This is a genomic window from Spirosoma arboris (genome assembly GCF_009754945.1).
GTDB classification, from domain to species: Bacteria; Bacteroidota; Bacteroidia; order Cytophagales; family Spirosomataceae; genus Spirosoma; species Spirosoma arboris.
This window is the reverse complement of sequence record NZ_WPIN01000003.1, coordinates 659,819-680,724: the sequence shown is the minus strand read 5'-3', so window position 1 is coordinate 680,724 and position 20,906 is coordinate 659,819. Positions and strand designations below refer to the sequence as shown.

22 protein-coding genes are annotated in these 20,906 nt (G+C 45.1%); 21 read left to right on the top strand and 1 reads right to left on the bottom strand.

The window, feature by feature from the left end; all coding sequences use genetic code 11:
• Positions 1–15: 15 nt before the first annotated feature.
• The 18 genes from GO755_RS10620 to GO755_RS10535 all read left to right on the top strand — a co-directional run bounded on the left by GO755_RS10620 (position 16) and on the right by GO755_RS10535 (position 17,847).
• Positions 16–1,068 carry a hypothetical protein gene (locus GO755_RS10620; RefSeq protein WP_157584716.1) on the top strand — a complete coding sequence of 351 codons (1,053 nt, stop codon included), beginning with the start codon at positions 16–18 and terminating at the stop codon, positions 1,066–1,068.
• A gap of 579 nt (positions 1,069–1,647) precedes the next feature.
• Positions 1,648–1,800: a hypothetical protein gene (locus GO755_RS10615; RefSeq protein ID WP_157584715.1), complete on the top strand. Its 153-nt coding sequence runs from the start codon at positions 1,648–1,650 to the stop codon at positions 1,798–1,800.
• A 35-nt stretch (positions 1,801–1,835) separates the two neighbouring features.
• Positions 1,836–2,099 (top strand): hypothetical protein, encoded by a 264-nt coding sequence (locus GO755_RS10610; RefSeq protein ID WP_157584714.1) that lies wholly within the window; start codon positions 1,836–1,838, stop codon positions 2,097–2,099.
• 159 nt (positions 2,100–2,258) lie between these two features.
• On the top strand, positions 2,259–2,642 hold the full coding sequence (locus tag GO755_RS10605) for a helix-turn-helix transcriptional regulator (RefSeq protein WP_157584713.1): 384 nt from the start codon (positions 2,259–2,261) through the stop codon (positions 2,640–2,642).
• Positions 2,643–3,092: 450 nt separating this feature from the next.
• Positions 3,093–3,692, top strand: a complete 600-nt coding sequence (locus tag GO755_RS10600; protein ID WP_157584712.1) for a hypothetical protein — start codon at positions 3,093–3,095, stop codon at positions 3,690–3,692.
• Between the two features lie 147 nt (positions 3,693–3,839).
• Positions 3,840–5,345 carry a replicative DNA helicase gene (locus GO755_RS10595; RefSeq protein ID WP_157584711.1) on the top strand — a complete coding sequence of 502 codons (1,506 nt, stop codon included), beginning with the start codon at positions 3,840–3,842 and terminating at the stop codon, positions 5,343–5,345.
• Between the two features lie 141 nt (positions 5,346–5,486).
• Entirely contained in the window at positions 5,487–5,777 is a 291-nt protein-coding gene (locus tag GO755_RS10590; RefSeq protein ID WP_157584710.1) for a hypothetical protein, read from the top strand.
• Between the two features lie 259 nt (positions 5,778–6,036).
• Positions 6,037–6,588 (top strand): terminase, encoded by a 552-nt coding sequence (locus GO755_RS10585; protein ID WP_198174802.1) that lies wholly within the window; start codon positions 6,037–6,039, stop codon positions 6,586–6,588.
• A complete protein-coding gene (locus tag GO755_RS10580; protein ID WP_157584709.1) occupies positions 6,578–7,936 on the top strand; it encodes a phage terminase large subunit in 1,359 nt (452 codons plus the stop codon). The genes GO755_RS10585 and GO755_RS10580 overlap by 11 nt, the downstream gene beginning before the upstream one ends.
• A 20-nt stretch (positions 7,937–7,956) precedes the next feature.
• Positions 7,957–8,421 (top strand): hypothetical protein, encoded by a 465-nt coding sequence (locus tag GO755_RS10575; protein ID WP_157584708.1) that lies wholly within the window; start codon positions 7,957–7,959, stop codon positions 8,419–8,421.
• A gap of 416 nt (positions 8,422–8,837) precedes the next feature.
• Positions 8,838–9,047 (top strand): helix-turn-helix domain-containing protein, encoded by a 210-nt coding sequence (locus GO755_RS10570; protein ID WP_157584707.1) that lies wholly within the window; start codon positions 8,838–8,840, stop codon positions 9,045–9,047.
• Positions 9,048–9,247: 200 nt separating this feature from the next.
• Positions 9,248–9,721 carry a hypothetical protein gene (locus tag GO755_RS10565; RefSeq protein ID WP_157584706.1) on the top strand — a complete coding sequence of 158 codons (474 nt, stop codon included), beginning with the start codon at positions 9,248–9,250 and terminating at the stop codon, positions 9,719–9,721.
• Positions 9,721–10,254: an antA/AntB antirepressor family protein gene (locus GO755_RS10560; RefSeq protein WP_157584705.1), complete on the top strand. Its 534-nt coding sequence runs from the start codon at positions 9,721–9,723 to the stop codon at positions 10,252–10,254. The genes GO755_RS10565 and GO755_RS10560 overlap by 1 nt, the downstream gene beginning before the upstream one ends.
• Positions 10,255–10,302: 48 nt before the next feature.
• Positions 10,303–10,551, top strand: coding sequence for a hypothetical protein (locus GO755_RS10555; RefSeq protein WP_157584704.1), 249 nt, complete (start codon positions 10,303–10,305; stop codon positions 10,549–10,551).
• Positions 10,548–10,937 carry a LytTR family DNA-binding domain-containing protein gene (locus GO755_RS10550; protein WP_157584703.1) on the top strand — a complete coding sequence of 130 codons (390 nt, stop codon included), beginning with the start codon at positions 10,548–10,550 and terminating at the stop codon, positions 10,935–10,937. Before GO755_RS10555 ends, GO755_RS10550 begins: the two co-directional genes overlap by 4 nt.
• Before the next feature lie 357 nt (positions 10,938–11,294).
• Positions 11,295–11,930, top strand: coding sequence for a hypothetical protein (locus tag GO755_RS10545; RefSeq protein ID WP_157584702.1), 636 nt, complete (start codon positions 11,295–11,297; stop codon positions 11,928–11,930).
• Between the two features lie 423 nt (positions 11,931–12,353).
• On the top strand, positions 12,354–12,752 hold the full coding sequence (locus GO755_RS10540) for a hypothetical protein (protein WP_157584701.1): 399 nt from the start codon (positions 12,354–12,356) through the stop codon (positions 12,750–12,752).
• 238 nt (positions 12,753–12,990) lie between these two features.
• Positions 12,991–17,847, top strand: a complete 4,857-nt coding sequence (locus tag GO755_RS10535) for a tape measure protein (RefSeq protein WP_157584700.1) — start codon at positions 12,991–12,993, stop codon at positions 17,845–17,847.
• A gap of 49 nt (positions 17,848–17,896) precedes the next feature.
• On the opposite strand, the gene GO755_RS10530 is transcribed toward GO755_RS10535, so the two are convergent.
• A complete protein-coding gene (locus tag GO755_RS10530) occupies positions 17,897–18,277 on the bottom strand; it encodes a beta/gamma crystallin-related protein (protein WP_157584699.1) in 381 nt (126 codons plus the stop codon).
• 350 nt (positions 18,278–18,627) lie between these two features.
• Between GO755_RS10530 and GO755_RS10525 the strand changes: the two genes are divergently transcribed.
• From GO755_RS10525 to GO755_RS10515, 3 genes are all read left to right on the top strand, one after another.
• A complete protein-coding gene (locus GO755_RS10525) occupies positions 18,628–18,903 on the top strand; it encodes a hypothetical protein (protein ID WP_157584698.1) in 276 nt (91 codons plus the stop codon).
• Between the two features lie 398 nt (positions 18,904–19,301).
• The gene (locus tag GO755_RS10520; RefSeq protein ID WP_157584697.1) at positions 19,302–19,610 is read left to right on the top strand and encodes a helix-turn-helix domain-containing protein; all 309 of its coding nucleotides are present in this window, start codon (positions 19,302–19,304) and stop codon (positions 19,608–19,610) included.
• A gap of 616 nt (positions 19,611–20,226) precedes the next feature.
• Complete coding sequence (locus tag GO755_RS10515; RefSeq protein WP_157584696.1) at positions 20,227–20,589, top strand: hypothetical protein; 363 nt, start codon at positions 20,227–20,229, stop codon at positions 20,587–20,589.
• The last annotated feature ends 317 nt before the right edge of the window (positions 20,590–20,906 follow it).

The following is a 20,906-nucleotide window of genomic DNA, read 5'->3' as shown; positions in this document are numbered from 1 at the left end:
ATTATTTCCTGCATTATGCCTTCTGATAACCGGACCGAAGAAACTAACTTAATGTCATTACTTCCTGAATACCGAACCTTACAAACGTATGCTGAAAGGTTGCTTTTCTGGGAGCGGCATGGTTTAATTGATAAGCTTTTTTATTATGCTTGTGAGTCGAAAGATGATGCAGGAAGGGAGCTAGTAGCTTTGAGATACCGGTTGCAAGTTTGCCAAACATGGCAAGAGACACTTCAATACGATATCCTGACACTTGCCCCATACAATCGCAACGAAGCTCACCAGCTCACCGAGTGGGCATTAGAGATACGATCTAGTATGAATCGAAATCGATTCGTGGAACCAATTGAGAAACTCAAAGCAGATTTTGACAAGAATTATGAGGCCATCCCGTCGAAAGATGATAAAGAAATCCATCTGATAACGCAACGAAATCAAGCCGATAAATGGAAAAAAGATGAAGCCATTATTGCTGATCGAGAAAACTGGGGCCGTCTACGTGGAATTGATTTACACTTATTCGGTCAACTTATTGAACAACTTAGATTCGCCCAATCGATTGACTTAGCCTCACATTTATCCATTAATAATGCAGAGCTAAATTGGACTACAATTGATACATACCTATTCGCTAGAAGTAAATACGATTTTGCTCTATATCTCGAGAAATTCGATTCTGTTCTTCACCAGTCACAAGCTAAATCGATAAAAAATCAACAGCAAACGGGTGATTCGTTAAATGATGACCAAAATACACCCACTTTGTTTATAACTCCTGAGGCTAAACAGATTTTGTACGATAAAATAGCCCAATCTGTAGAAAAGAAAGATCATCTAGCTTTATCAGACTTTCTGATTGATGGAATCTTGCCGACTAATAAAATTACAGTAACCAGCTTAGCTAGTAAATTTGGCCTAGCTTTTTTCGCGTCAGGTGCTGTTCCAGATCAAGGAGCTAAATTACTTAGTGAGCAGATTCCTAACTTTTTCAATCGTAACACTACTAAGGGTATAGTAGACTTTAAGCCTCAAAATTTAGTTAAATATTTGAGGGGTGGGCGTAAATAGGAATCAACGAATTTTAAAGGATTGACGACCAAATCAATCCAATTACACCCGCGGTTCTATACAAACCAAATTACTCTTTTTGTCTTATTACCTGTTGCCAACAGCTAGAAGCTAAACAGCCCAAACCGGAGAAACCCCAAACTAATAGCTTCGTCGATCCGATCGAGTATATCTTTTTGCTATTTTTATGCGTATACTACTCAAACGTATTCACCCTTTTGCTGCCAAGCATCAATGGGCTAAAGCCAATTATAGACTGCTGGATTGGCAACATGCCCCGATCAAAAAACCATCCGTAGCCGTTTCTTGGCTCTATCTGCTTTGATTCATAAACTTATGCCTTCGATTGCTCAGCAAGGCCAGCAACTGCACCATGCCACTTTTGGCTATGCCTGTAGTTTTGCCGATAAAAGCGTGTTTCGGGCGTTGGGTAGGCTATAGTATAAAAAGCAGATTCTGCTTAAGGTAGTGCCTCATTCCAGTATTGATACAGAGCCATCCTGGGCGAAAAGCGATTATCACGGCTGACGGTTTGGCTATAGTATCCACCTAATCTGTAATCGCTATCGCTTTCCCCTGATGGCAATCGTAACAACGGCTTCCACCAAAGACTATACGCTACTTCAGACAATGATTGCGCCTTTGCAGCAAAGCCTGGGCATCTTCGTGGCCGATAGTGGTACTTTGCCCACCAGTTCCTGCAGGCGATCTACCAGCAGTTTTCAGTGTTAGTTACCACGCCTTGCCTTTTCAAGCTTACCGAGCGGATGAGTGCTTTCGCCAAGTACTACAATGACATGGCTGTCAGTGTAGTGGGTCGGTTAACCTACAGCCGACGCAAGCCTTCGATTGAGCCTACTTTTGCCCATATCAAAGAACTGACTCAGCTATCGGCCACCAATCCACTCCCTTACAAAGGAATAGACCGAAGCAGTGCTTATTTGTTGATGGCCAGTGGCACCATTCAATTGATGATGTACGATAATTTTAACCACCAGACCGAATTGGAAGCATTCAAAACCGCTTTTTAATAATGCCCACCCCTCAGTTAAATATTTACTTGGAAAGGGTATGAAAAATAAAAAGTAATTTTTTATCTCCTCTCTATGTCCGTTTTATGTCCACTGCTCTTGAAGTGGACATTATTTGTTTCGTCTCTTTGCTATCGGCTTAGATAAACCAGCCGATGTATGATACTTGATGTTCAAAAACTCCAGAACGAGGTTAGTGAGACGCGCCAATTGGTGCAGACCCTTCATGATCGAATTGATCAGCTTGCGAGATCATCGACTCCTAATGAGGAGCGACCTGTTAGGGTAAAAGAAGTCGCTGCCTTTCTCAACAAGACAGAAGCAACAGTTTACGGTCTTGTTTACGAAAAAAAGATTCCTCATCATAAACCTGACGGAACAGGTAATTTGTACTTTTTTCTTTCCGAACTTTCTGAATGGGTTAAGAATGGTCGAAAATCCACATCCGAAGAATTGGATGAACAGGCTCGCATTCAAATCGCTTCAAGAATTGACCGACGGAAGCAGTCTAAAGAACGCGTTGGAGGGCGAAAACTCGCATGACTCTCTATCAAATCATCACTGCTATTCGAGCGACAAAGGGTGAAGTATTGCTTTGTGGATCAACAACATTCGGCTACATCGTTCGAGCTATAATTAAAGGTCATTCCTGCCGATTAATTGTGCTCAATAGAGCTAAAAAAAAGACATGTATTCCCTCTGAGCCAAGCTCTAAAACACATGTCATTTCAACCGTTCAAAACTTACAGGTCTGGCTTGATTCTCTTTCTCCCAAACGGTCGCTTCAGGCATTGTAGCCGCTATACTGTCTAAATATTTTTATCCATGGTCGGCACCGGATACGCGCTTACGAGAGCTTTTTACACGGAGGTGGAACAGAACGAAACTATGCAAATGAATTGTAAGCCCCACCACCAAAGTCTGTATACCTGGATATGCGAACTGCGCAATCGGACCAAGCGAGAAGTTCTAGATTTACCTGTTCTCTATACCATGCAGATGACATTTATCGGCTCGCAACATACACTCGCCAAAGCCATTGATGACTTGGCTGATTGGGGAATTATCGAGGTGCTTATGCAGACAAAGGGACACGGCACAAAGGTCAAACTCGCTATTGCATTTATGCAAAAGCACTGCAATAGCGATGCAATTACGGAGGAGGTGGCTATTGCAGAAATGCAATTACAGTGCAATACCACTGCAATACAAGTGCAAACAATTAAAAGTTATAAAACAATAAAAACAACAAAACCCCCTCCATCCCCCAAGGGGGAAGCGATCGCTGAACTGCTTTCGTCTTTTCAATACCAGTCAGAAGATTTTAAACTAGCCTGGCAGGAATGGGAGCAGTTCCGGCAGGAACAGAAAAAAAAGCTTACCCCTACTTCGGTTGCCAAACAACTCAAGTTACTGGCTAACCATGCCGAAGTCGATGCGATCGCTGTCCTCGAACAAAGCATTCGAAATGGTTGGCAAGGCTTATTTGCACTCAAAGCTACTACCCAAATAAGAAGCCCTGCAAACGGAAGCAGCAGCCTTACACCTCAAACAGTCCCCTCCACGAGCAGACCATTCCGAGAATTTGTATGAACCAGTCTGAACAAGTCAACGAAATACTGAAGCGAAAGCCGTATCGAAGCCTAAACAGTCCTCGCTTAAAACCAACTCCAGACCTGACCTTTCCAACTGCCCCTGTAGACCTTGATGAATTAGAAGAGATCAAACTATTACTTGAGTATGAACAGAACCTACAAACCCAAAAAAACCAACGAGGATACTGAACCCCTCTACGACACCTCATTTACCTGTGATGTGGCTGCCGAACGCGCCTTGATTGCCATCCTCCTGGATTCTCCTCAGTTCATGCCCGATGTTCTGGAACTGCTTGGCGGTCGCGATGTGATCACTGATGAAGGATATCTTATCCTGTTCAATACGTTAAAAGTTCTCTATGAAGAGGGAAAAGTGATTAAGCTCGGGACGGTTTTACAGAAACTTAACCTGACAGGAGAGTCCGCCAAACTCCTGGCAATGGGCATCAGCCTGATTGATCTACCCAGAGAGGCCAAGAGTATCGATCTGGTGGATACCTGCCAACACCTGCGGAGCTTATGGGTAAAGCGAACAGCTCTGGAATCCGCCAGCAGTATTGTCTCAGCGGTGCGCTCGGGTAGTTCCGTCAGTCAGATTATCGATGTGCTAACCAATGCGTCGGAATCAGTTTCCGAGGGCGTAACGATTGGCGCCGACCAAAGCCTGAATGATATCCTTCGTGATTCGCTGTCTTCACTCGAATCGGCGATGAACAAGCCGGGCAGCCTAACGGGCGTTAACACAGGCCTGGGAAAACTTAACCGAAACTTAGGGGGATGGCAGGATTCGGACATTGTGATGATCGCTGGTCGGCCGGGCATGGGTAAAAGTGTGGCCGGTGTCTTCCACGCCATTGCTGCGGCTCGGGAAGGTATACCCGTTGCGTTTTTATCGCTGGAAATGCCCGCCAAATCGCTGATGAACCGAATCATCGCTAACGAAACGGGCATACCCTATTCGAGGATTAAAAAGGGCAATGTGGGCGAAGATGAGTTAGCTAGGATTCATAGTGCCATTGGTCGAATTGAGCGTCTACCAATCCACTTCTACGACGACCACAATGCGGATGTGAATGATTTGTCCTACAAGCTTTTGCACTGGAAGAAGCGCTACGGGATTGGCCTTGTCATCATTGATTACGTGCAAAAGATGAGCGATCGCACCATCAAATCCTCAGCGGAGTATGATATTCTCACCAGTGTATCCAACAAGCTCCAAAGCCTTCGCAAGCGTTTAAACTGCCCCATCATCGAACTAGCACAACTCAGTCGGGGTGTCGAAACCCGGCAGGGTAGCAAACGAGCGGGTATGGCTGATCTGCGCTCAACGGGTCAATTTGAACAGGATGCAACCATAGTGATAATGCTCTACCGGGATGACTATTACAAAGAGAAAGCGGCTAGGGATGCTGCCGAAGCTAATGGGGGTGGCTACATGGAACCCCAGTTTGATCAACTCCTCGAATATGGCATTGTCAAGAGCCGGGACGGGGAAACAGGGACAGCCGTGTTCTGGACGGATGTTGCCACCAACCGAATTGCGGACCAAGCCCCAATTTCGGAGATGACCTCCCTTGCCCTTACTGAGCCATCTATTCGCCAAACAACCCTTTTGGGTTGGGGTGAACCCTTAAAAGAAGCGGGTTTCTAATCAAGACCCGCAGGCAATCTATTTGTAAGGGCGTATCTCACTTGTTCAGACACGAATTGAATTCAGCCTAGCAGTCGCATTGGCGAATAGACTTTTCATAATTAATTCCCAACAAGTAACATCTTTAAAACACCTGAATCTATGTTCTTTCTCAATCCAGATCCCGCTCAAATTGCTAACATTAAGGCCATGCAGAAGGCCCGTTTAGCTCAGCTCAACGAGTTGACCAGTTGGAATGCCGAAGACTTTGATGCCGCCTATAGCTGCTACCTAATCTGGTATCCAGAAAAAAATGAGTGGGCAGCCACAGGAGAAGGGCTTACCGAACTGGTAACCAACCCACGCGTACCGCAGACCAAACTAGAGCTTATCGCCAAGGCCTTTCGGAAGCTGCTTAGAAACCGAGCATACACCTGGAATCGTGAAAATTAACTTTTCCCATGCTGACTCATGTGGTTAGCTTAACTGGCTTATCGCGTATTCGGTAAACCAGAAGCCGATCATCCGATCGAGCAGGTGATTGGGGGCCTGTAGCCCGTTTCGTTTCTAGAGAATAGTTGCTTATTTTTGATGACCTCCGACCATCAGGTCATTCTCTTCCTCTCCTGGCTATGGCTGCCACCCAGCGAGAGAGCTCCTCCTCTTAGAGTGCCTCCTCTTTTTTCGATGAACTTTCAACAATGGACGAATTATGCCTGCTCCAGAAGGAAACGACAATGCGATCGGTAACGACGGTGGTCGACCAACTAAATACGAAAAAGGATATGCTAAACAGGCCTTTCATTATTGCCTGCTAGGCGCAACGGACAAAGATCTGGCTACTTTTTTCGAAGTCTCGGAATCGACCATCGACAACTGGAAACGCGAAAACGTTGAGTTTTTGGGGTCGGTTAAACGGGGCAAAATCATCGCTGATGCCAATGTGGCCAAGGCCCTCTATAAGCGGGCAACGGGCTATAAATACCGCGAAGTAACTTTTGAAAAGATCGCTGATAAGCTGACTCTGGAGTCGATGGCTGATCAGGTTATTACTCAGGATGCTTATAAGAAAAAGATTGTTACCAAACATCTACCTCCAGATCCCGGAGCAGCTATGAATTGGTTAAAGAACCGCGCTCCGACCTTATGGCGTGAGGGTTTTGACATCAACCTCAACAAAGGCGAAGACATCGAAATATGGTCGGCCGAGGATGTAATCGCCTTCCAGAAGTGGAAACAAAGTCAACAACCCGATGGCAATTAGATTCCTCCCGGCTAGCCTCTTTGCTGGAGTTCCAACACCCGAGAGTTGCTTTGTGGTACCCGATGTATTCCTGCCCCACATTATGCACCCAGCACCGGTTCAGATCTGGTATGGTAGTCGGTTTTCGGCCAAGTCTTATACAAAGGCTGATGAGTATTTGGCCAAGGCCTGTGGCAACGCCTACTTTCGGGGTATTTACGCCCGCCAAAATAAGGAGGACGTAAAGAATAGCCAGTACCAGCTCTTCAAGGATAAAATCAATCGCAAGCCTTGGCTCAAACGGCAATTCGAAGTCCGCGATTCGGATTTTGTCATCCGCAACCGCCATACGGGCAACATGCTCATTCCGGGTAGTTTCGACCATCCCGAAAAGATTATGTCGATTGCCGATCCGACGGACATCTGGGTCGAAGAGCCCATTACCCGCAAAGGCGAAATCAAGCGGCAGGATTTCTTAGATATGTTCGGATCGCTGCGTAATCCATATGGAGTGACTCCCCGATTTCACTTTACGTTCAACCCCATATCGGTCTACAGTTGGATTCACGAAACGTTCTTCGAAAAAAAGGAGATACCTTCCCACCGGGTTCAGGCCAACTATGATGCCAACCCGTTCTGTCCACCCTCGGCCCTGGAGTTCTTTTCGTGGCTTAAAGATGTCGACCCGGAGCGCTACCGAATCGATGCCCTGGGCGAATGGGGCGTCCCCAAACCCGAAAGCCCTTATTTCTATGCCATTGACCACAACAAGCATTTTGGCACCTGCACCTACGATCCTGCCCTACCGGTTCATCTGTCGTTTGATTTCAATATTACCAATTCAGTACTGGTCATGCAGCGGAAGGAGCTAGGTAAACGATTGGAGTTTCTAGAGGAAATCCACCTGAAAGGAGTCGACCTGGAGGGCGTGTGTCGAATTGTGGCCGAACGGTATGGCCGCAATCAACTGCACTTCACGGGGGATGCCTCGGGCAATGCCGGTTCGGCCTACACCACGGGAAACCAATCGGCCTGGAAGCTGATTCGGGGCTATCTGGCCAAATACGGAGCTAAATATTGCGATTACAGTCAGGTGCCCACCTTCAATCCTTCGACCGATTCAAGTTGCTTTATCTGCAATGCCTTGATTAGTCATTACCGGAACGCTTTGACCATCGACCGGGCCAAATGCCCCAACCTGGTGTCGGATGTACTGCGGATGATGCGCACTACGGACGGTTCACTGGATAAACACGATGCCAACAAGCATAACTATGGGCATTTGGGGGACTGCTTTCGGTATAGCCTTTGCAATTTCGAGTATAGTACCTACACGCGGATTGCTAGTCAATTTGGCCATTCCGTTTAATCACTTTTTTATCAACTGACATGACTATAAAACCAGATCTAGAACCGAATATGGAGGTAATTGATGTGCATTTTGCCTGTGTCGAAGCTTCCTTACAAGCCTTATGGGAAGCAGGCAATGTGCCGGAATCGCTTAAGAATAGACCTAATGACTGGGTTAATAAGACCGTGGATAGTTGGTGGGATTTATTTGTCGAGAATGGCTGTATTCGCTGCGGGCTTATCCGAACAAATTGGGAGCGCAACCCAACCGGAGGTGACATAGAGGGGGTTGGGGACTTATTTCAGCGTCTGAGCGGCTTTTGGTTGTTCATTTGTCCAAAAGACTTTGAGCGAGGAAGAGCCTTGACTATCCAGGAGCAACAGGCTATCGATGATCTGGATGCAGCCCTAGATTTCTATGAGCCACAGTGTTGGCCACATAGTCGACATTTTATTCTGCCTGAGCATGATAAAGATTGGACGCTTAGCTACTTAGAAGGTTAGAAAATGAATAAAATCCTTGATCGTCGGGCTGTTTGGGGCCACTTGTATTCGCCTTGATTTGGTCGTGATTGAATAGACAGAACGTGTTCTTTCTGTTGAGGAAAATACCAATCTTATGTCCCCTTTGTGGATTAGACCAGTACATGTCACCAATCGCCAATTCCAGCCAGCAGAAGAGTTTTTTGAGTCCATAAAAAGGGTATGGGTACTCTTTACAAACGGGCTCAATAGCCATTAAACAGCTTCAAGTCGCCCTCCTGGCAACGCTCATACATGCGAGATAAGGCGATAAGTACTGAAGATGAGTTAGTAAAACGGCTCATAGTCGCCAATCAACCTATACTTGTACCGTTCACGGCTAAAAGGGTTGTAAGAGAAACATTGCTCATTATTTTTGTACTACAATCCTCAATTCAATGCACGAAATCCCACAACAAGTAGGTGAATTAATTCGCCAAAGACGGAAAAGCCAAAACTTGACTCAAAAGGAGTTGGGCGAAAAGTTGGGGGTTTCAATGCAGACGATAAATAGGTATGAATCAGGTCAAAATCTTACCCTTGGAACTTTTTTCAAAGTGGCTCAGGCTCTAGGAACTACCATGTCTGGCATATTGCAAGGATTGTAAAAAAAATTATCCCTATACTCACTATATATAGTGAGTTTTACTATATTTGTTAAGTCAATCAGTAACAGAAAAGGTGATATAGCACCGAAGAGGTTGCCCGCTGGATGTATGTAACAGATTGAAAGACATAAAAAACCCCAATGCTATCTGTTTGGCGACGTTAGCAAAGGGGCGATGTGTACCACAAAACGATTAATTCCATGAACACAGAGCAAAGTTACTCTGGGAAAGGGAAAATTATGTCCCTTACTCCACAGACGGCCAAAAAAGCGGCCCAAATATCCCTCACTGATGACAATCGGGCAGAGCGGAATATTTACATTCCCAATAGTGCTTTTAGTGGCGATTTTCTCCTTGCCCACGACATTCCCAAGCATGAACATAGTCGTACCTATGGTTTCTTAGTGCTGGATAATTCAATGGCTCCCCTAATCAATGCCGGTTATCGCGTACTGATGGTTGCCATGCCTAGTAGTTATTTCCCGTCTGCCAAAGGGGTCGTAACTGTTTGCACTAAAAGCAAGCCCGATATATTCATAATAGGCCGCGTCAAAGCTATTTCTGGGGGTAAAATCTATTTGGATCGTACTAATGCCGAGTCGGTTGCTTTATCCCTGTCTGAACTGGACTCACTTTGTGAATTGCGTAGTTTTTACGGGGGAAAAATCCAATAATGGAAACGCTGATCACCATTACCACGGGAGGGCAAGGCTCTCCCGTCGTGTCGGCCCGTGAACTATGGAGCTTCTTAGAGGCAAAGCAGCAATTTTCCGATTGGATCAAGAAACGGATTATTCGGTATGGATTCCTTGAAGATGTCGATTATGTGGAGATTGAGGGAGTTACTGAAAATCCAGTAAAAGGAGGAGATGAGGTTATTCATAAAACGATGAAAAACCCCAAAGGGGGACGAACGGCTACTGATTACGCGCTTACTCTGGATATGGCTAAACAATTGGCGATGGTCGAGCGAAACGAGAAGGGCAAACAAGCGCGGCTCTATTTCATCGAAGCTGAAAAAGCCTTGCAAAAAGTAATGGCGGCTCCGACCCTGTTGACCAATGAGCAAATCCTGATTCAACTGGTCAGCCAGCAGACTCAGCTCATGGCCGACACTAAGCAGATGCTCAACCAACTCCGCTCTGACGTAGACAGTATTATGCACGGCCACAAGCCTCCCAAAAACTCACTTCGCTCTGGTAAGTAACTGAGTCTACCCGGTCTTCCGCCCTTTCCCTACTACCGGCGTATGCAGATGGGGGAAACCTCCTCGTTGCGCCAGCATATCCATACCCGCATCGTGGAGTACTGCGACTATCACGGAGCCAGTACCCAGGAAGCCTACAATTACCTCTATAAACGCATGTACGAGGTGTATTCGGTGAGCGTCTATCGACTCATCCGGATTGGAAAGGAAAGCGTATTGGATGCTATCGAGCGGTATGGGCAATTAGACCACTTGTATACGCTTGTTATGTCGGAGCTTCACTACGCCGAGGAATGAACAGGACAGCGCAACTTACTCAAAGGGAGGAGGGCGTTAGCTCTGCCTCACCTCCCTTTCTTCCCATCCTCATTGACCGGATCTACCGGCAATTACTCCTATCTCAGATTGTTCGTATAGAGGCCGCCGGTTGCTATTCGTGGATTTACACCCGAAACGGGGAGCGGTTCTTAACGACGCAAAACATCCTATCGTTGCAAGTTAGATTAAGTGGCTTCTGGCGGGTACACCGTTCACATTTGATCAATCCCCTCTACATCCTGCGACCGGTCCAACGGGAAGGGAAGCTTCATTTATCAACGGGCTATCAAGCCCCCATCGCACGACGGAGACGACGGCAGATTCGTCTGCAACTACGACTTTTAACATACTCTCATTCCTACTAGTAGGCATAATCAATCAACTGCCCCGCCCATAGCACCATCTTTGCCTTGCGGAATCATCAATTAGACGATTTGCAAGCTTAAAATCTGAGTTTGAAGCACTACCAAAGGAGGTAAGAACCTCACGACCCGAGTCAGCGCAGGAATTTGTCCCAATAGCCAAGCGATGGGCCTCCGCATGTGCACTGTTTTGGGAGGTTTAGTTGTGGCATCGCTTCAGCTGGTAGTATACTGGAAACAACCTATAAGAGAAAGTCTTGTAGTTAAAAGCGAATCATAGAATCGGTAGTTTATTACAAGTGAATCAAATCGTGGGAAGTAGACGAAATTGCTAGTCAATTTTTAATACCAGCTCATGCGATGAAACGTCCCAACTACAGCTTACCTAAGACAATTGATTTTCTCAGCTGCCTTTCTGATGCCAAACCAACCCTTGCGACCCTGAAAAATAGGGGTAAGACATATGATTCGTTAATTGATGAGGTTTTAGCTTTTCCAGACCCCGATTCTGAGGAGAAGCCCCCAAAACTAAAAGTGCTTGAGTCAAAATTGAAGATTAGTCCTCCGACATTGAAGAAATGGACACAGGAATTATATACTGATTTTATTGCATTGATTGAGTCTGAATCTGCGGTGATGAGCTTTCAGACAACACGAGTATGTTTCCGTGCAAAAGGTCGCTATGAGGATACCTTTTTGTGTTTTTATTGCCGTATTCCTCATATACCCCGAGTTGGAGAGCAGGTTACTATTCCATTCATTTATCCTACAACTGCCGAAGCTAATTTCTACGTTGAATATATTGAACATTCTTATAAGGATAATGAGGTTGAGATCATTATAGGTTTAACGACAATCAGACCATTCTTTACACGTTTGATAGAGCGTGCTAGGAATGAAGGGAGGTTACTATGGGATGAATACCAAAAAATGTCTGAAGTAGAATTAGAAGAATTTCTACGGAAAGAATATAGAATGTTTAAGCGTGATTGGTAGTAAATAGGGTGCCACAGCGCCAGGTTGATCGGTTAAAACGGAGAGCCAGAAACTAGTAAATAAGTTGAATGGTAACGCCAGCAAATGGCTGACTTATTTAAGGAATTGTACCAGCTTCCTTTACTGTAAAATGCGTGATGATGGTGCTCAACTGTTTTTAGGGGAGCATCATCATCAGAACTTGGGTGTTTATCCTCAGAAAAAATAAAATACTCGCTGCTTCATCAAGTTGCATCACATGAACACGTTGATGCCATCATCAGAGGCTGGATTGAATTGGGCTGGCTTAGCTTGTGCGCCGTTAGCTATAAAAGGACCGCTATTAAAGTTGCTTGCGCGTTCGCCATCTAGTAAGGTTTGTTAAACTCAGCAGAAAATCCCATTTTTACAGATGGACTTCTATAGCCACCGTTTCCAGGTATCATGGCCAATCAGCCCAGTATTGCCTTGCGGCATTTATCCACGAAAAAACAGTATAATGAGCAGCAAACGCTTGTTTATCGCTACTGGTTCGAGTGGTTTGATCGGCGAAGCCTGGCAGCCTTGGTCGTTCGAATCGATTTGTTAGATAAAGCCGGAAAAGTTCTTACGACCACCAGTATTCAACTACCCAAGGTCAAGCTTACTGGCTCTATCGCTAGCCAAGAAACGGGCGTTCAGCAACCTCTATACGATTCCTCGGTCTGGATTCGGATTGACGACGTGATCACCCACGAGGCGACTCAGTTTAGCTATTATACGTTGGCGGGTCTATTCACTAAGTCCGCTAGTGTGACCATGACCATGGATCATAAAGTAGAAGATCTGTCAATGCACGGTTAATCACTATTTGACTGCATTGATGAATTGAAGTTACCCCGGCCTACACCGGGTGCCATCAACGGCAAATTGTACTCTCCTCTTATAGTGCCGGCTCACCCTTGAGCAAACGCGTACCCGGCCGATCTAATTGGCAAACCTCCTTTCCTTACCGGCGTCTTTGGGGACGCAAATCTCTGGTCACGACCTCTGGTCTTTGGCAAACAATACTTAATCTCAATTAAGCTATGATGACCGATCCATGTCAGGCTTTCGGGAAGAAAATATACGCGTTCGCGTACAGGCCATAACGGAACTCAGTTCGGCAACTGACGGCCTAACCGAACTAAATAACCTCATTCGCCAACAGATTGAAGTCACCCAACAGGCGGCCCTGTCTGCCCGTACCGGCTCGATTCAGACCGTATCCGCTATCGACGGGGTGACCCAGGCGCTCAAAGACCAACAGAAAGCGCAGAAACAAACCGACGACGAAGCGAGTGCAAGTCGCAAAAAAGCAGGTACTGAACTAGACAACCTGGGTAAGCAGGTTAGGAATTTTCAATCCTTAGTTGCTGCCGCCTTCACGCTCAACGAAATCAAAACGTTCGGCCTGGATATCATCGAGGCCAAAACGAAAATTGATTCCGTCAAAATCGCACTGGATACGATGATCGGCTCCAAAAAGGAGTCGGCCGAACTCTACGCCCAAATTGTTCAACTGGCCAAGGCCACGCCCTTTAGTTTAGAAGATTTGCAAACGGAAGTCACACGGCTAAAGGCGTACGGAGTCGCAACCTCTGAGCTGATTCCAACGCTTACTAATCTAGGTAACGTAGCCTCAGCCGTAGGGATAGAGAAGTTACCTCAAATTACGCTTGCTTATGGTCAAATCATGAACATGGGTAAGTTGATGGGCACCGAGATTCGTCAACTAGTCGACGCTGGTGTTGATCTGTACGGTTTGCTAGCCACATCAATGGGCAAAACAAAGGCTGAAGTTCAACAAATGGCCTCCGCCCATACCATCATGGCATCGGATGTCAAAAAGGCATTTGAATTGGCGTCCTCTTCGGGAGGTCAGTTCGAGGGTATGATGGAGAAATTATCTACAACCGTCGGTGGTCAAATATCAAATTTATCAGACTCCTTTTTTGTGGCAAAAGCCAGAATAGGAGATTTTTTTGAAAAGCAAATAAAAGGAGGAACGGAAAGTCTAAACGACTTAATGCAGGCGACTACGGGCAGTAACTCCGCTATTGCCAGAACGGTCGATATTGTCAAATCAGCAGCGGCATTTATGGCCACGCTGACAGTAGCAACCAAGGCGCAGGCTGTCGTTGATGGAGTTGTAACGGCTTATCAGGCCACTAAGAATGTTCTATATGGTGAGTATCTGCTTGCAATGCGTGCTGTTACTGCTCAAACAGTTGTCTTTACTGCAGCTGAAGCTGAAGCGGTCGTTGCCGCCGAAGCCTTTAACGTTGCCATTTCCTCCAACTGGATTGGATTGGCCGCCACTGCCATTGCTGGTTTAGTATCCGCCTATTACGCTTATAAAGCGGTCAACGATGAAGTGACCACTTCGATAGGTGAGCAGCAGATAGCGGTAAAGGCTGAACTGAGCGACATCCGAGCACTAACCGAAGCGGTCATGAGTGCCGCTAGCGGCACAAAAGAGAGGAAGGATGCCATTGATTTATTAGTCAAAAAATATCCAGAATATTTCTCGGGACTTAGCGATGAAAAGACTAGTAACGAAGAGCTAAAGAGTATTTTGGATAAGGTGAATGTATCCTACATGACCCGGATCAATCTGGCTCGGCAGGCTTATAAATTAGAGGGGTTACAAGATGAGATAAAGAAAAATCTGAAAGAAGAAGCCGAAATTTTGGCAGCTTTCCCGGCGGATCTACAAGCCAAATACGGCGGTGACATCAATAAAGCCGTTCAGGATTTGTTTGCCAACCCTGAACTATTCAACCGCTTAAAAACCGATTGGACTGGCCAGGTTGATTTCAATATGACCCAGGCTAAACTAGTGGCGGATAATCTGACCCGTCTTGGTGCTCAGGAGGCTAAAACCCAGCAGGATATACAGGCGACAAACGAAGGTCTTCGCGGTAAGGAGGTTGAGGCAATTAAAACGCATTATGCCATCCTGAGAGATCAGGCAGGTGGAAATTCGGCAGAAATTACCAAGATCAATGCGGATGAGAAGGTAGCTTTAGCGAAAGCCAATGGTACGTATCGGGAGAGGGAACAAAAAGACTCAACCACACACGCCGAAAAGGTAAAAACTATTACTTTGGTTTCGGCCAACGAGATTTCTGAAATTATTAAGGGGGCCGATGCCGATACGCTCAAGGAAAAAATAGCTTACCTCGATGCCGCCGAGAAGGTGGAAAGGGATGCTGTTAGCAAGGCTGTTGTTTCTAAAACGATCTCAACCACCGAGGTAAAGGCACTTGAAGAAAAGGCTCAGCAGGACATCCTTGATATTCATGAAAAGTACGAGGCTAAGCGGACAGCCGTACGCCAAGCCGCTATTGATTCAGTACTAAAAACAACCCAATCCGAAACCGATCTGGAGAAACAGGCCGCCGAGGCCGTGGCCAGTTACGATGCAATCAGAGTCGGAACCATTAAAAAGAATCAGGAGGAGTTACAGAAAGCCTACCAGAATACGGCCAAACTTCGTGAAGATTTAGCCGATGCGACGGCCAAACAGGAGGAGGCCAGCGCCTTGTCCAGTTACATTCTAGCGGCCAAAACTGAACAAGATAAACACGATGTAATTGTTACACTTGGTAAAAAGACGGGCGATGACCTAGCAGTTCTTGAGCTAGCCAGATTAAAAGACAAGGCTTACGAGGCCGGTTTAGATGTCGAACGGGCCGAATTTACGTATGGCAAAGATTCGGAAAATTATCGAAATGCTGTTGACAATAAACTCAATGCTGATAAAGACTATTCCGTTAATGCGACTCAATTACAGACTCAACTCAGTGATAAACTGGTGAAAATCTGGGAACAGCAGGAGGGGCGCAAAAAACAACTAACCGAGCAAGCTATTCAGGGCATGGTACAAGCCCTGAATAGCTTCGACCAGCAAACCCAAACGATAAGGGATGCCTCTTTAAGTGGCTTACAAACTGAATTGGCGGCTGAATTAACGGCGGCTGGGGACAACTTCGCTCAGCGTAAACAAATCATCGACAATTACGATGCGCACGTCCAAGAGACGCTATATTCCGCGAATGCACTAAGTAAAGTCACTTCCTTTTTATCGGCTTCACTGACTGCTTTTCAGGGGTTCACAACAGCTAGAACCCAGATTGACCAAGATTATAGCTTGAAGGTTCAGGCAATTGAAACAACCAAAAACCTCAGTATTGCTAACGGACAAACCCAATCAATTGCTGACGCTATTGCGGCTGATGATACGAAGGCCGCTAGTTCCGAGAAAACTCAAAAAACAATAGTCGCTGGCGTATCAGCCGCTGCCGGACTGGTGGGTACGATCATTCAACAGAGCCTACAACTACGGATACAAAACGATCAAGCTGAAATTGATTCGGCCACAAAGGTGCATGATGCCACCATTGCGATGCTTGACGATAAGTATACGAAAGAGAAGGCAAATCTGGATGCTACCACGCAGGCCCAGTTAGATGCCTCAACTATTCAGTATACTAATGCCAAAAAGTCTCTCGATGATCAGCTAGCTAACCGACTGACCACTTTAACAGCTGCACGTGATCAGGAAATTAGGGATGTTGAAGCGGATTATGCAGCAAAGGAAAAAAAGGCGGGCGATGATAGCGCTGAGATTCAACGATTAGAAGAGGAAAAGAATAGCAAAATAAAAGCGATTAATGTGAAGTATGATGGCGAAATAACAGCCGCCAAAGATCAGGCGGGGAAAGATCAGACAAAGTTATTGAAAGACTATACCGACCAACAAAGTACAATTGCTGAAACTGGGAAAAACGCCCAAGTCACTTTACAGCAGCAACTTACGGCGGCTAAGAAGGCGGCTGATGATGAATACGATAAAAAGGTGCGAACACTTCAATCGGATCAATTTGAAGCACAGCGGAGTATGGCCAAGGCCAGTATTGCCGTTTCGTTAATCCAAGGGGCTGCGGCTCTTTTTGCCATCAACCCTATATTAGGCATTATTGGGGCTGTGGCTGCCGTTGGGGCTGGTGCTTATCTGTATAGTCAACTTAATGGCATAGCTAATCCCTATACGGGTTCAGGCAGTTCTGGTGGTGGTATAGGGGATGGGGCTGGACAGGATAACCCGTTAGCGATTGACAAGGATGGGAAGAAGATATATGGCTTCAATCCCGATGGCACACCGATTTATCAAAATGTGGGTAGTGATCAAAATGGAACGAATATCCCTTATGAAAAACAGCGTTGGGCGCAGGATAAAACCACATTGGCTTCTGATAAAGCAGAATTAGAAACCTTAAACAATCGGGATATTCCAACATATCAAAATTCGTATGATCGGGCGCTTGATCGAGGTGATCCAACGGAGATAAACGAAACAAAAGCCAACCTGGATGCGAAAATAAATAGGCGCAATGCAATTCTGATTGAAATACCGCAATTGGAAGAGGAAATCCCTCGACTGGAACAAGCTATGCGAGATAAAGGTATTCCCTTCTTTCTGGGTAGTCCGTTTGTTGAATTAAACGGAAACCCCGCCGGACGTGATACCATTCCGGCCCGATTGAACGAAGGCGAACGGGTATTGCCGACGGACGATAATTTGGCCATTGGCGGCAAATCACTGACGAATAAACAGTTGGTTGATAAGGTAAGAATGTATGATAAATTCTTAGCAAGTATGCCTGAAACCATCCGTACCCAAATGATTATGCCCAGCGCCGGCCCAAAGATGCAATTACCCGCCCATTTGCTGAATGGAGGAGGTCAATCAACGGTCGATCTATCAGGTGTTCTAAACGAGCTAAGGGAGCTAAGGCAAGTAGTTGCCCAAAAAAAGGAGTGGACGTTAAATCTGGATCAAGGCGGTATTTATACCAGCCTGAAAACGGCGATGGCAAAGACAGATTATCACGCCAAGATTCAACAACAGTAAAAAAGTGTCCATAGCTCACGGGCTATGGACACTTTTTTGGTAAAGTACGCTACTGATACACATCAGGATGGGCTGGCTTTTCAACGGAAAAGAGCTTAAATGAACTTATAGTATCGTTTTCCATGCCAATGTCTGCGGTTTTAGGATAGTGGCCTGGTCCGTAGATTTTTGGAAACGGGTCCTGGAAGCCTACATTCTTGAAAAATTGCCAGTAACCTGAATAAATGATGAAGGAAGATATACCCTCATTTAAATCATCACCATCTAAATCGACATTAAAAGTAGTCAATATATTTTCATCCGTTGGTTTATCACCTTCCGGATTTCGATCGCCAAGCTGACGATTGAAATTGATATGCCGGAATACCTGAATTTGGGGTAAAACGCTGGCGGTTGGTGGACCTAAATTGGGCAAACTCTGCGTGTACATACTTCTGTCAGTTTTAATGGTGGAAATTTTAGAAATTTTTGTACTTTATTGAGTGGCAAATAGGCCCATTGTCCAATCAAAACCTAGGGGAGATATCCCCTTTATGAATGGGTATATCTCCCGTATTTGACCATAGCTCATACAGTTGAGTATTTCTTGGCAAATGCAATACAGATTCCCAGTTTGGTTTAGTTAGTAGCTTTATACTCAAATTTCAAGCGTATTATCCGTGCTTTAGTCTCCTCTTGGGGCTCTCCCTCTTCATTTCGATTGCCTCCTCTTCCGTACAGTCATCTACGTTGGCCTAAGGAGTGCTGTGTCTTTTGGGTCGCTTAACCCACTAACCCAATATGCCTAGAATATACCAGCAACTTAAGATCAAAGCAAGACAATTACCCAAGCTTCAAACCCGCTATTATGTGGGTGAGCCAGTAATTGTCCTCCCGCTGGCTGAATACGAACGACTGGATAACCATCTAACCGATGTCTCGCTGATTGATACCAAAACCCAGAATCAGCAATTGGCCGTCAAGGAACGCCATTCGCTCATGCTAAAGGATACGCGAGCTAATATCAAATCAGCAATGGCGTACTATAAAATAAAATTCTCTTCCACTAATGTTTAAGTACCACCTCATAGGAAAGTCGATGATCGAATCGCTGTTTATTACTAATTGATCTTTATTATCGCTTGTCAAGTAATGTGACTTTTACGTGGGATTTGCAACTTAATGTGTTTCGTTAAGTCTCATAACAAATAGAGTTGCCAACCTACCATCTCTTCCATTCTTAAAAAGTAGGCGATTCAGTCAAAAGTGAAGGATAACCCATAGCTTGGCTAACTTCATTATCATCGAACCAAAACTGGGCCAGATTTACATTGCCTCCAATTGGGCGCAAGAAAAATCTTATTCTGATGGGCTTTTCTGATGATCAGGCTCATTAAATCAAGAATCGTTTGAGTTGTGATTGTATAAATCAGGGAGTTATGGCTCTACATAAATCACAAAAACATAAATCAACCATGGTACAGACACCCAGTTGGGAGGAATTCGAAAAATTGACAAAAGAGATACAAACGCTAAGAGACGAGCTAGATTTCATAAAACAAATTATGATCGGTTATAAATGGATCGATAGTAAACAGCTTGCAGAAGTTTTAAAAGTCAGCCAGTCTACCATTTGGAGGTATAGGAAGTTAAACTTATTTACTGTTCGAGCTGAAGGAGCTAAAGTCTTTTTTGAAATTGAAAGTGTTCGCAATTATATGGAAAGTCGAAAAATTCCCCATTCTGAAAGTAATAGACGACTCCTGAGAGTCGTCCTGAAGTAATGAATTTGTGGCTGAAGTGCCACTTACTCTGAGCACTTCCCCCATCCCGAGCAACCTTCAACATTTTGGTAACAAGCATTAACTATCGCCGAGGAGTTCGATAAATACGGTACCGCCTTGACCGACGTCGATGTGCATCTCATTAACCTAGCGAAGTACTGGGAAAGTGGCAACATTTCTTTAATACTCATATTCATTATGGTATATCTGAGTGTGTATATCGTCAAATGAAAATGGACAAAAGAAATAAAAAAGAGGAAAGACAATTTCGTTAACGGTTTGTTGTGTCGGCCCCATTTTTAGCGCCTACAAAGCGGGTAAAAGTCTCTCTTTTCTTTTCACTATACCAGTGGCCCGACGCATCTGATCACTTTTAGCTGGCGACATATACGACTGGAAAAAGCCAGCTCCTGGGAAAGTCGGGGAAAGCTAAAGCGGGTTAAAGATCGTATTAATTTCGCCTTTTTTATAATACAAATAAAATATAGTGAATTATACAGTTAAAGTTTGTTTAAGATTAGTTAATGATATTTTGCAATTATAAAGAAGGCTTTTGGTCGAAAACAAATAAATAGATACTCTGTTATACAATACAATTAAAATATAGTTCAGCTGTATGAAAATCGCAATTGAGAAAGGACAGGAAAAGACGCTGCTAGCCGATGGTCGGCAGCAGGTAATTATTACGGACATTGAAGAAGGAACTAGTGAGAATAAGAGTATTCCCTTTTTTGCCGTTCGGTTTGAGAATGAGGATGGCTACGTTTTGCACCGGTTTTATCAATCCTCAGCAGGCATGCCCGCAATCGTAGGCTTGTTTGAGATGGTCGGCATTGATGCCGAAGAGGGAAAGGAACTCGATACAAAGCAGCTTCTGGGCAAAGAGCTCACTATTGAAGTGGGCGAACGGTCATATATGGATCCGGAAACTCATAACGAGCGAACCTTAAAGCAGGCGGTTAATTTCCTGACTAGCTAAGCGTATACTCCGACTTCTTTGAAGCCAAAGCCCCTGCCATACGTCAGGGGCTTTGGCTTTTTGGACGTTGTTAGCCACTGACTCGTACAGGCTCCAATTCGGTCCATCTCCTTAAGGACCAGCTCCGAAATCATTCTCTCAATCAGTAGTCAGATTCTTTCTTCTAGCTTCTAGCTTAAATTCGCTTATTCCGCCATTCGATACCGTAGCAAAGCGGTACGTTTTCTAAACGGATGAAGCCTAGCGAAGATTTTAATCAAGGTCACCTTCTAGTAGTAGCCAGAAGCGCAGTTATGGCTTTCCTGTCTGGATGAGCT

Excerpts from the sequence above, each read along its gene's own strand:
- GO755_RS10620 (WP_157584716.1), top strand. The coding sequence starts at position 16 with ATGCCTTCTGATAACCGGACCGAAGAAACTAACTTAATGTCATTACTT.
- GO755_RS10575 (WP_157584708.1), top strand. The coding sequence starts at position 7,957 with ATGACTATAAAACCAGATCTAGAACCGAATATGGAGGTAATTGATGTG.
- GO755_RS10595 (WP_157584711.1), top strand. The coding sequence starts at position 3,840 with ATGAACAGAACCTACAAACCCAAAAAAACCAACGAGGATACTGAACCC.
- GO755_RS10525 (WP_157584698.1), top strand. The coding sequence starts at position 18,628 with ATGCCTAGAATATACCAGCAACTTAAGATCAAAGCAAGACAATTACCC.
- GO755_RS10545 (WP_157584702.1), top strand. The coding sequence starts at position 11,295 with ATGAAACGTCCCAACTACAGCTTACCTAAGACAATTGATTTTCTCAGC.
- GO755_RS10605 (WP_157584713.1), top strand. The coding sequence starts at position 2,259 with ATGATACTTGATGTTCAAAAACTCCAGAACGAGGTTAGTGAGACGCGC.
- GO755_RS10555 (WP_157584704.1), top strand. The coding sequence starts at position 10,303 with ATGGGGGAAACCTCCTCGTTGCGCCAGCATATCCATACCCGCATCGTG.
- GO755_RS10520 (WP_157584697.1), top strand. The coding sequence starts at position 19,302 with ATGGTACAGACACCCAGTTGGGAGGAATTCGAAAAATTGACAAAAGAG.
- GO755_RS10540 (WP_157584701.1), top strand. The coding sequence starts at position 12,354 with ATGGCCAATCAGCCCAGTATTGCCTTGCGGCATTTATCCACGAAAAAA.
- GO755_RS10580 (WP_157584709.1), top strand. The coding sequence starts at position 6,578 with ATGGCAATTAGATTCCTCCCGGCTAGCCTCTTTGCTGGAGTTCCAACA.
- GO755_RS10560 (WP_157584705.1), top strand. The coding sequence starts at position 9,721 with ATGGAAACGCTGATCACCATTACCACGGGAGGGCAAGGCTCTCCCGTC.
- GO755_RS10515 (WP_157584696.1), top strand. The coding sequence starts at position 20,227 with ATGAAAATCGCAATTGAGAAAGGACAGGAAAAGACGCTGCTAGCCGAT.
- GO755_RS10535 (WP_157584700.1), top strand. The coding sequence starts at position 12,991 with ATGTCAGGCTTTCGGGAAGAAAATATACGCGTTCGCGTACAGGCCATA.
- GO755_RS10570 (WP_157584707.1), top strand. The coding sequence starts at position 8,838 with ATGCACGAAATCCCACAACAAGTAGGTGAATTAATTCGCCAAAGACGG.
- GO755_RS10550 (WP_157584703.1), top strand. The coding sequence starts at position 10,548 with ATGAACAGGACAGCGCAACTTACTCAAAGGGAGGAGGGCGTTAGCTCT.
- GO755_RS10590 (WP_157584710.1), top strand. The coding sequence starts at position 5,487 with ATGTTCTTTCTCAATCCAGATCCCGCTCAAATTGCTAACATTAAGGCC.
- GO755_RS10565 (WP_157584706.1), top strand. The coding sequence starts at position 9,248 with ATGAACACAGAGCAAAGTTACTCTGGGAAAGGGAAAATTATGTCCCTT.
- GO755_RS10600 (WP_157584712.1), top strand. The coding sequence starts at position 3,093 with ATGCAGATGACATTTATCGGCTCGCAACATACACTCGCCAAAGCCATT.
- GO755_RS10615 (WP_157584715.1), top strand. The coding sequence starts at position 1,648 with ATGGCAATCGTAACAACGGCTTCCACCAAAGACTATACGCTACTTCAG.
- GO755_RS10585 (WP_198174802.1), top strand. The coding sequence starts at position 6,037 with ATGCCTGCTCCAGAAGGAAACGACAATGCGATCGGTAACGACGGTGGT.
- GO755_RS10530 (WP_157584699.1), bottom strand. The coding sequence starts at position 18,277 with ATGTACACGCAGAGTTTGCCCAATTTAGGTCCACCAACCGCCAGCGTT.
- GO755_RS10610 (WP_157584714.1), top strand. The coding sequence starts at position 1,836 with ATGAGTGCTTTCGCCAAGTACTACAATGACATGGCTGTCAGTGTAGTG.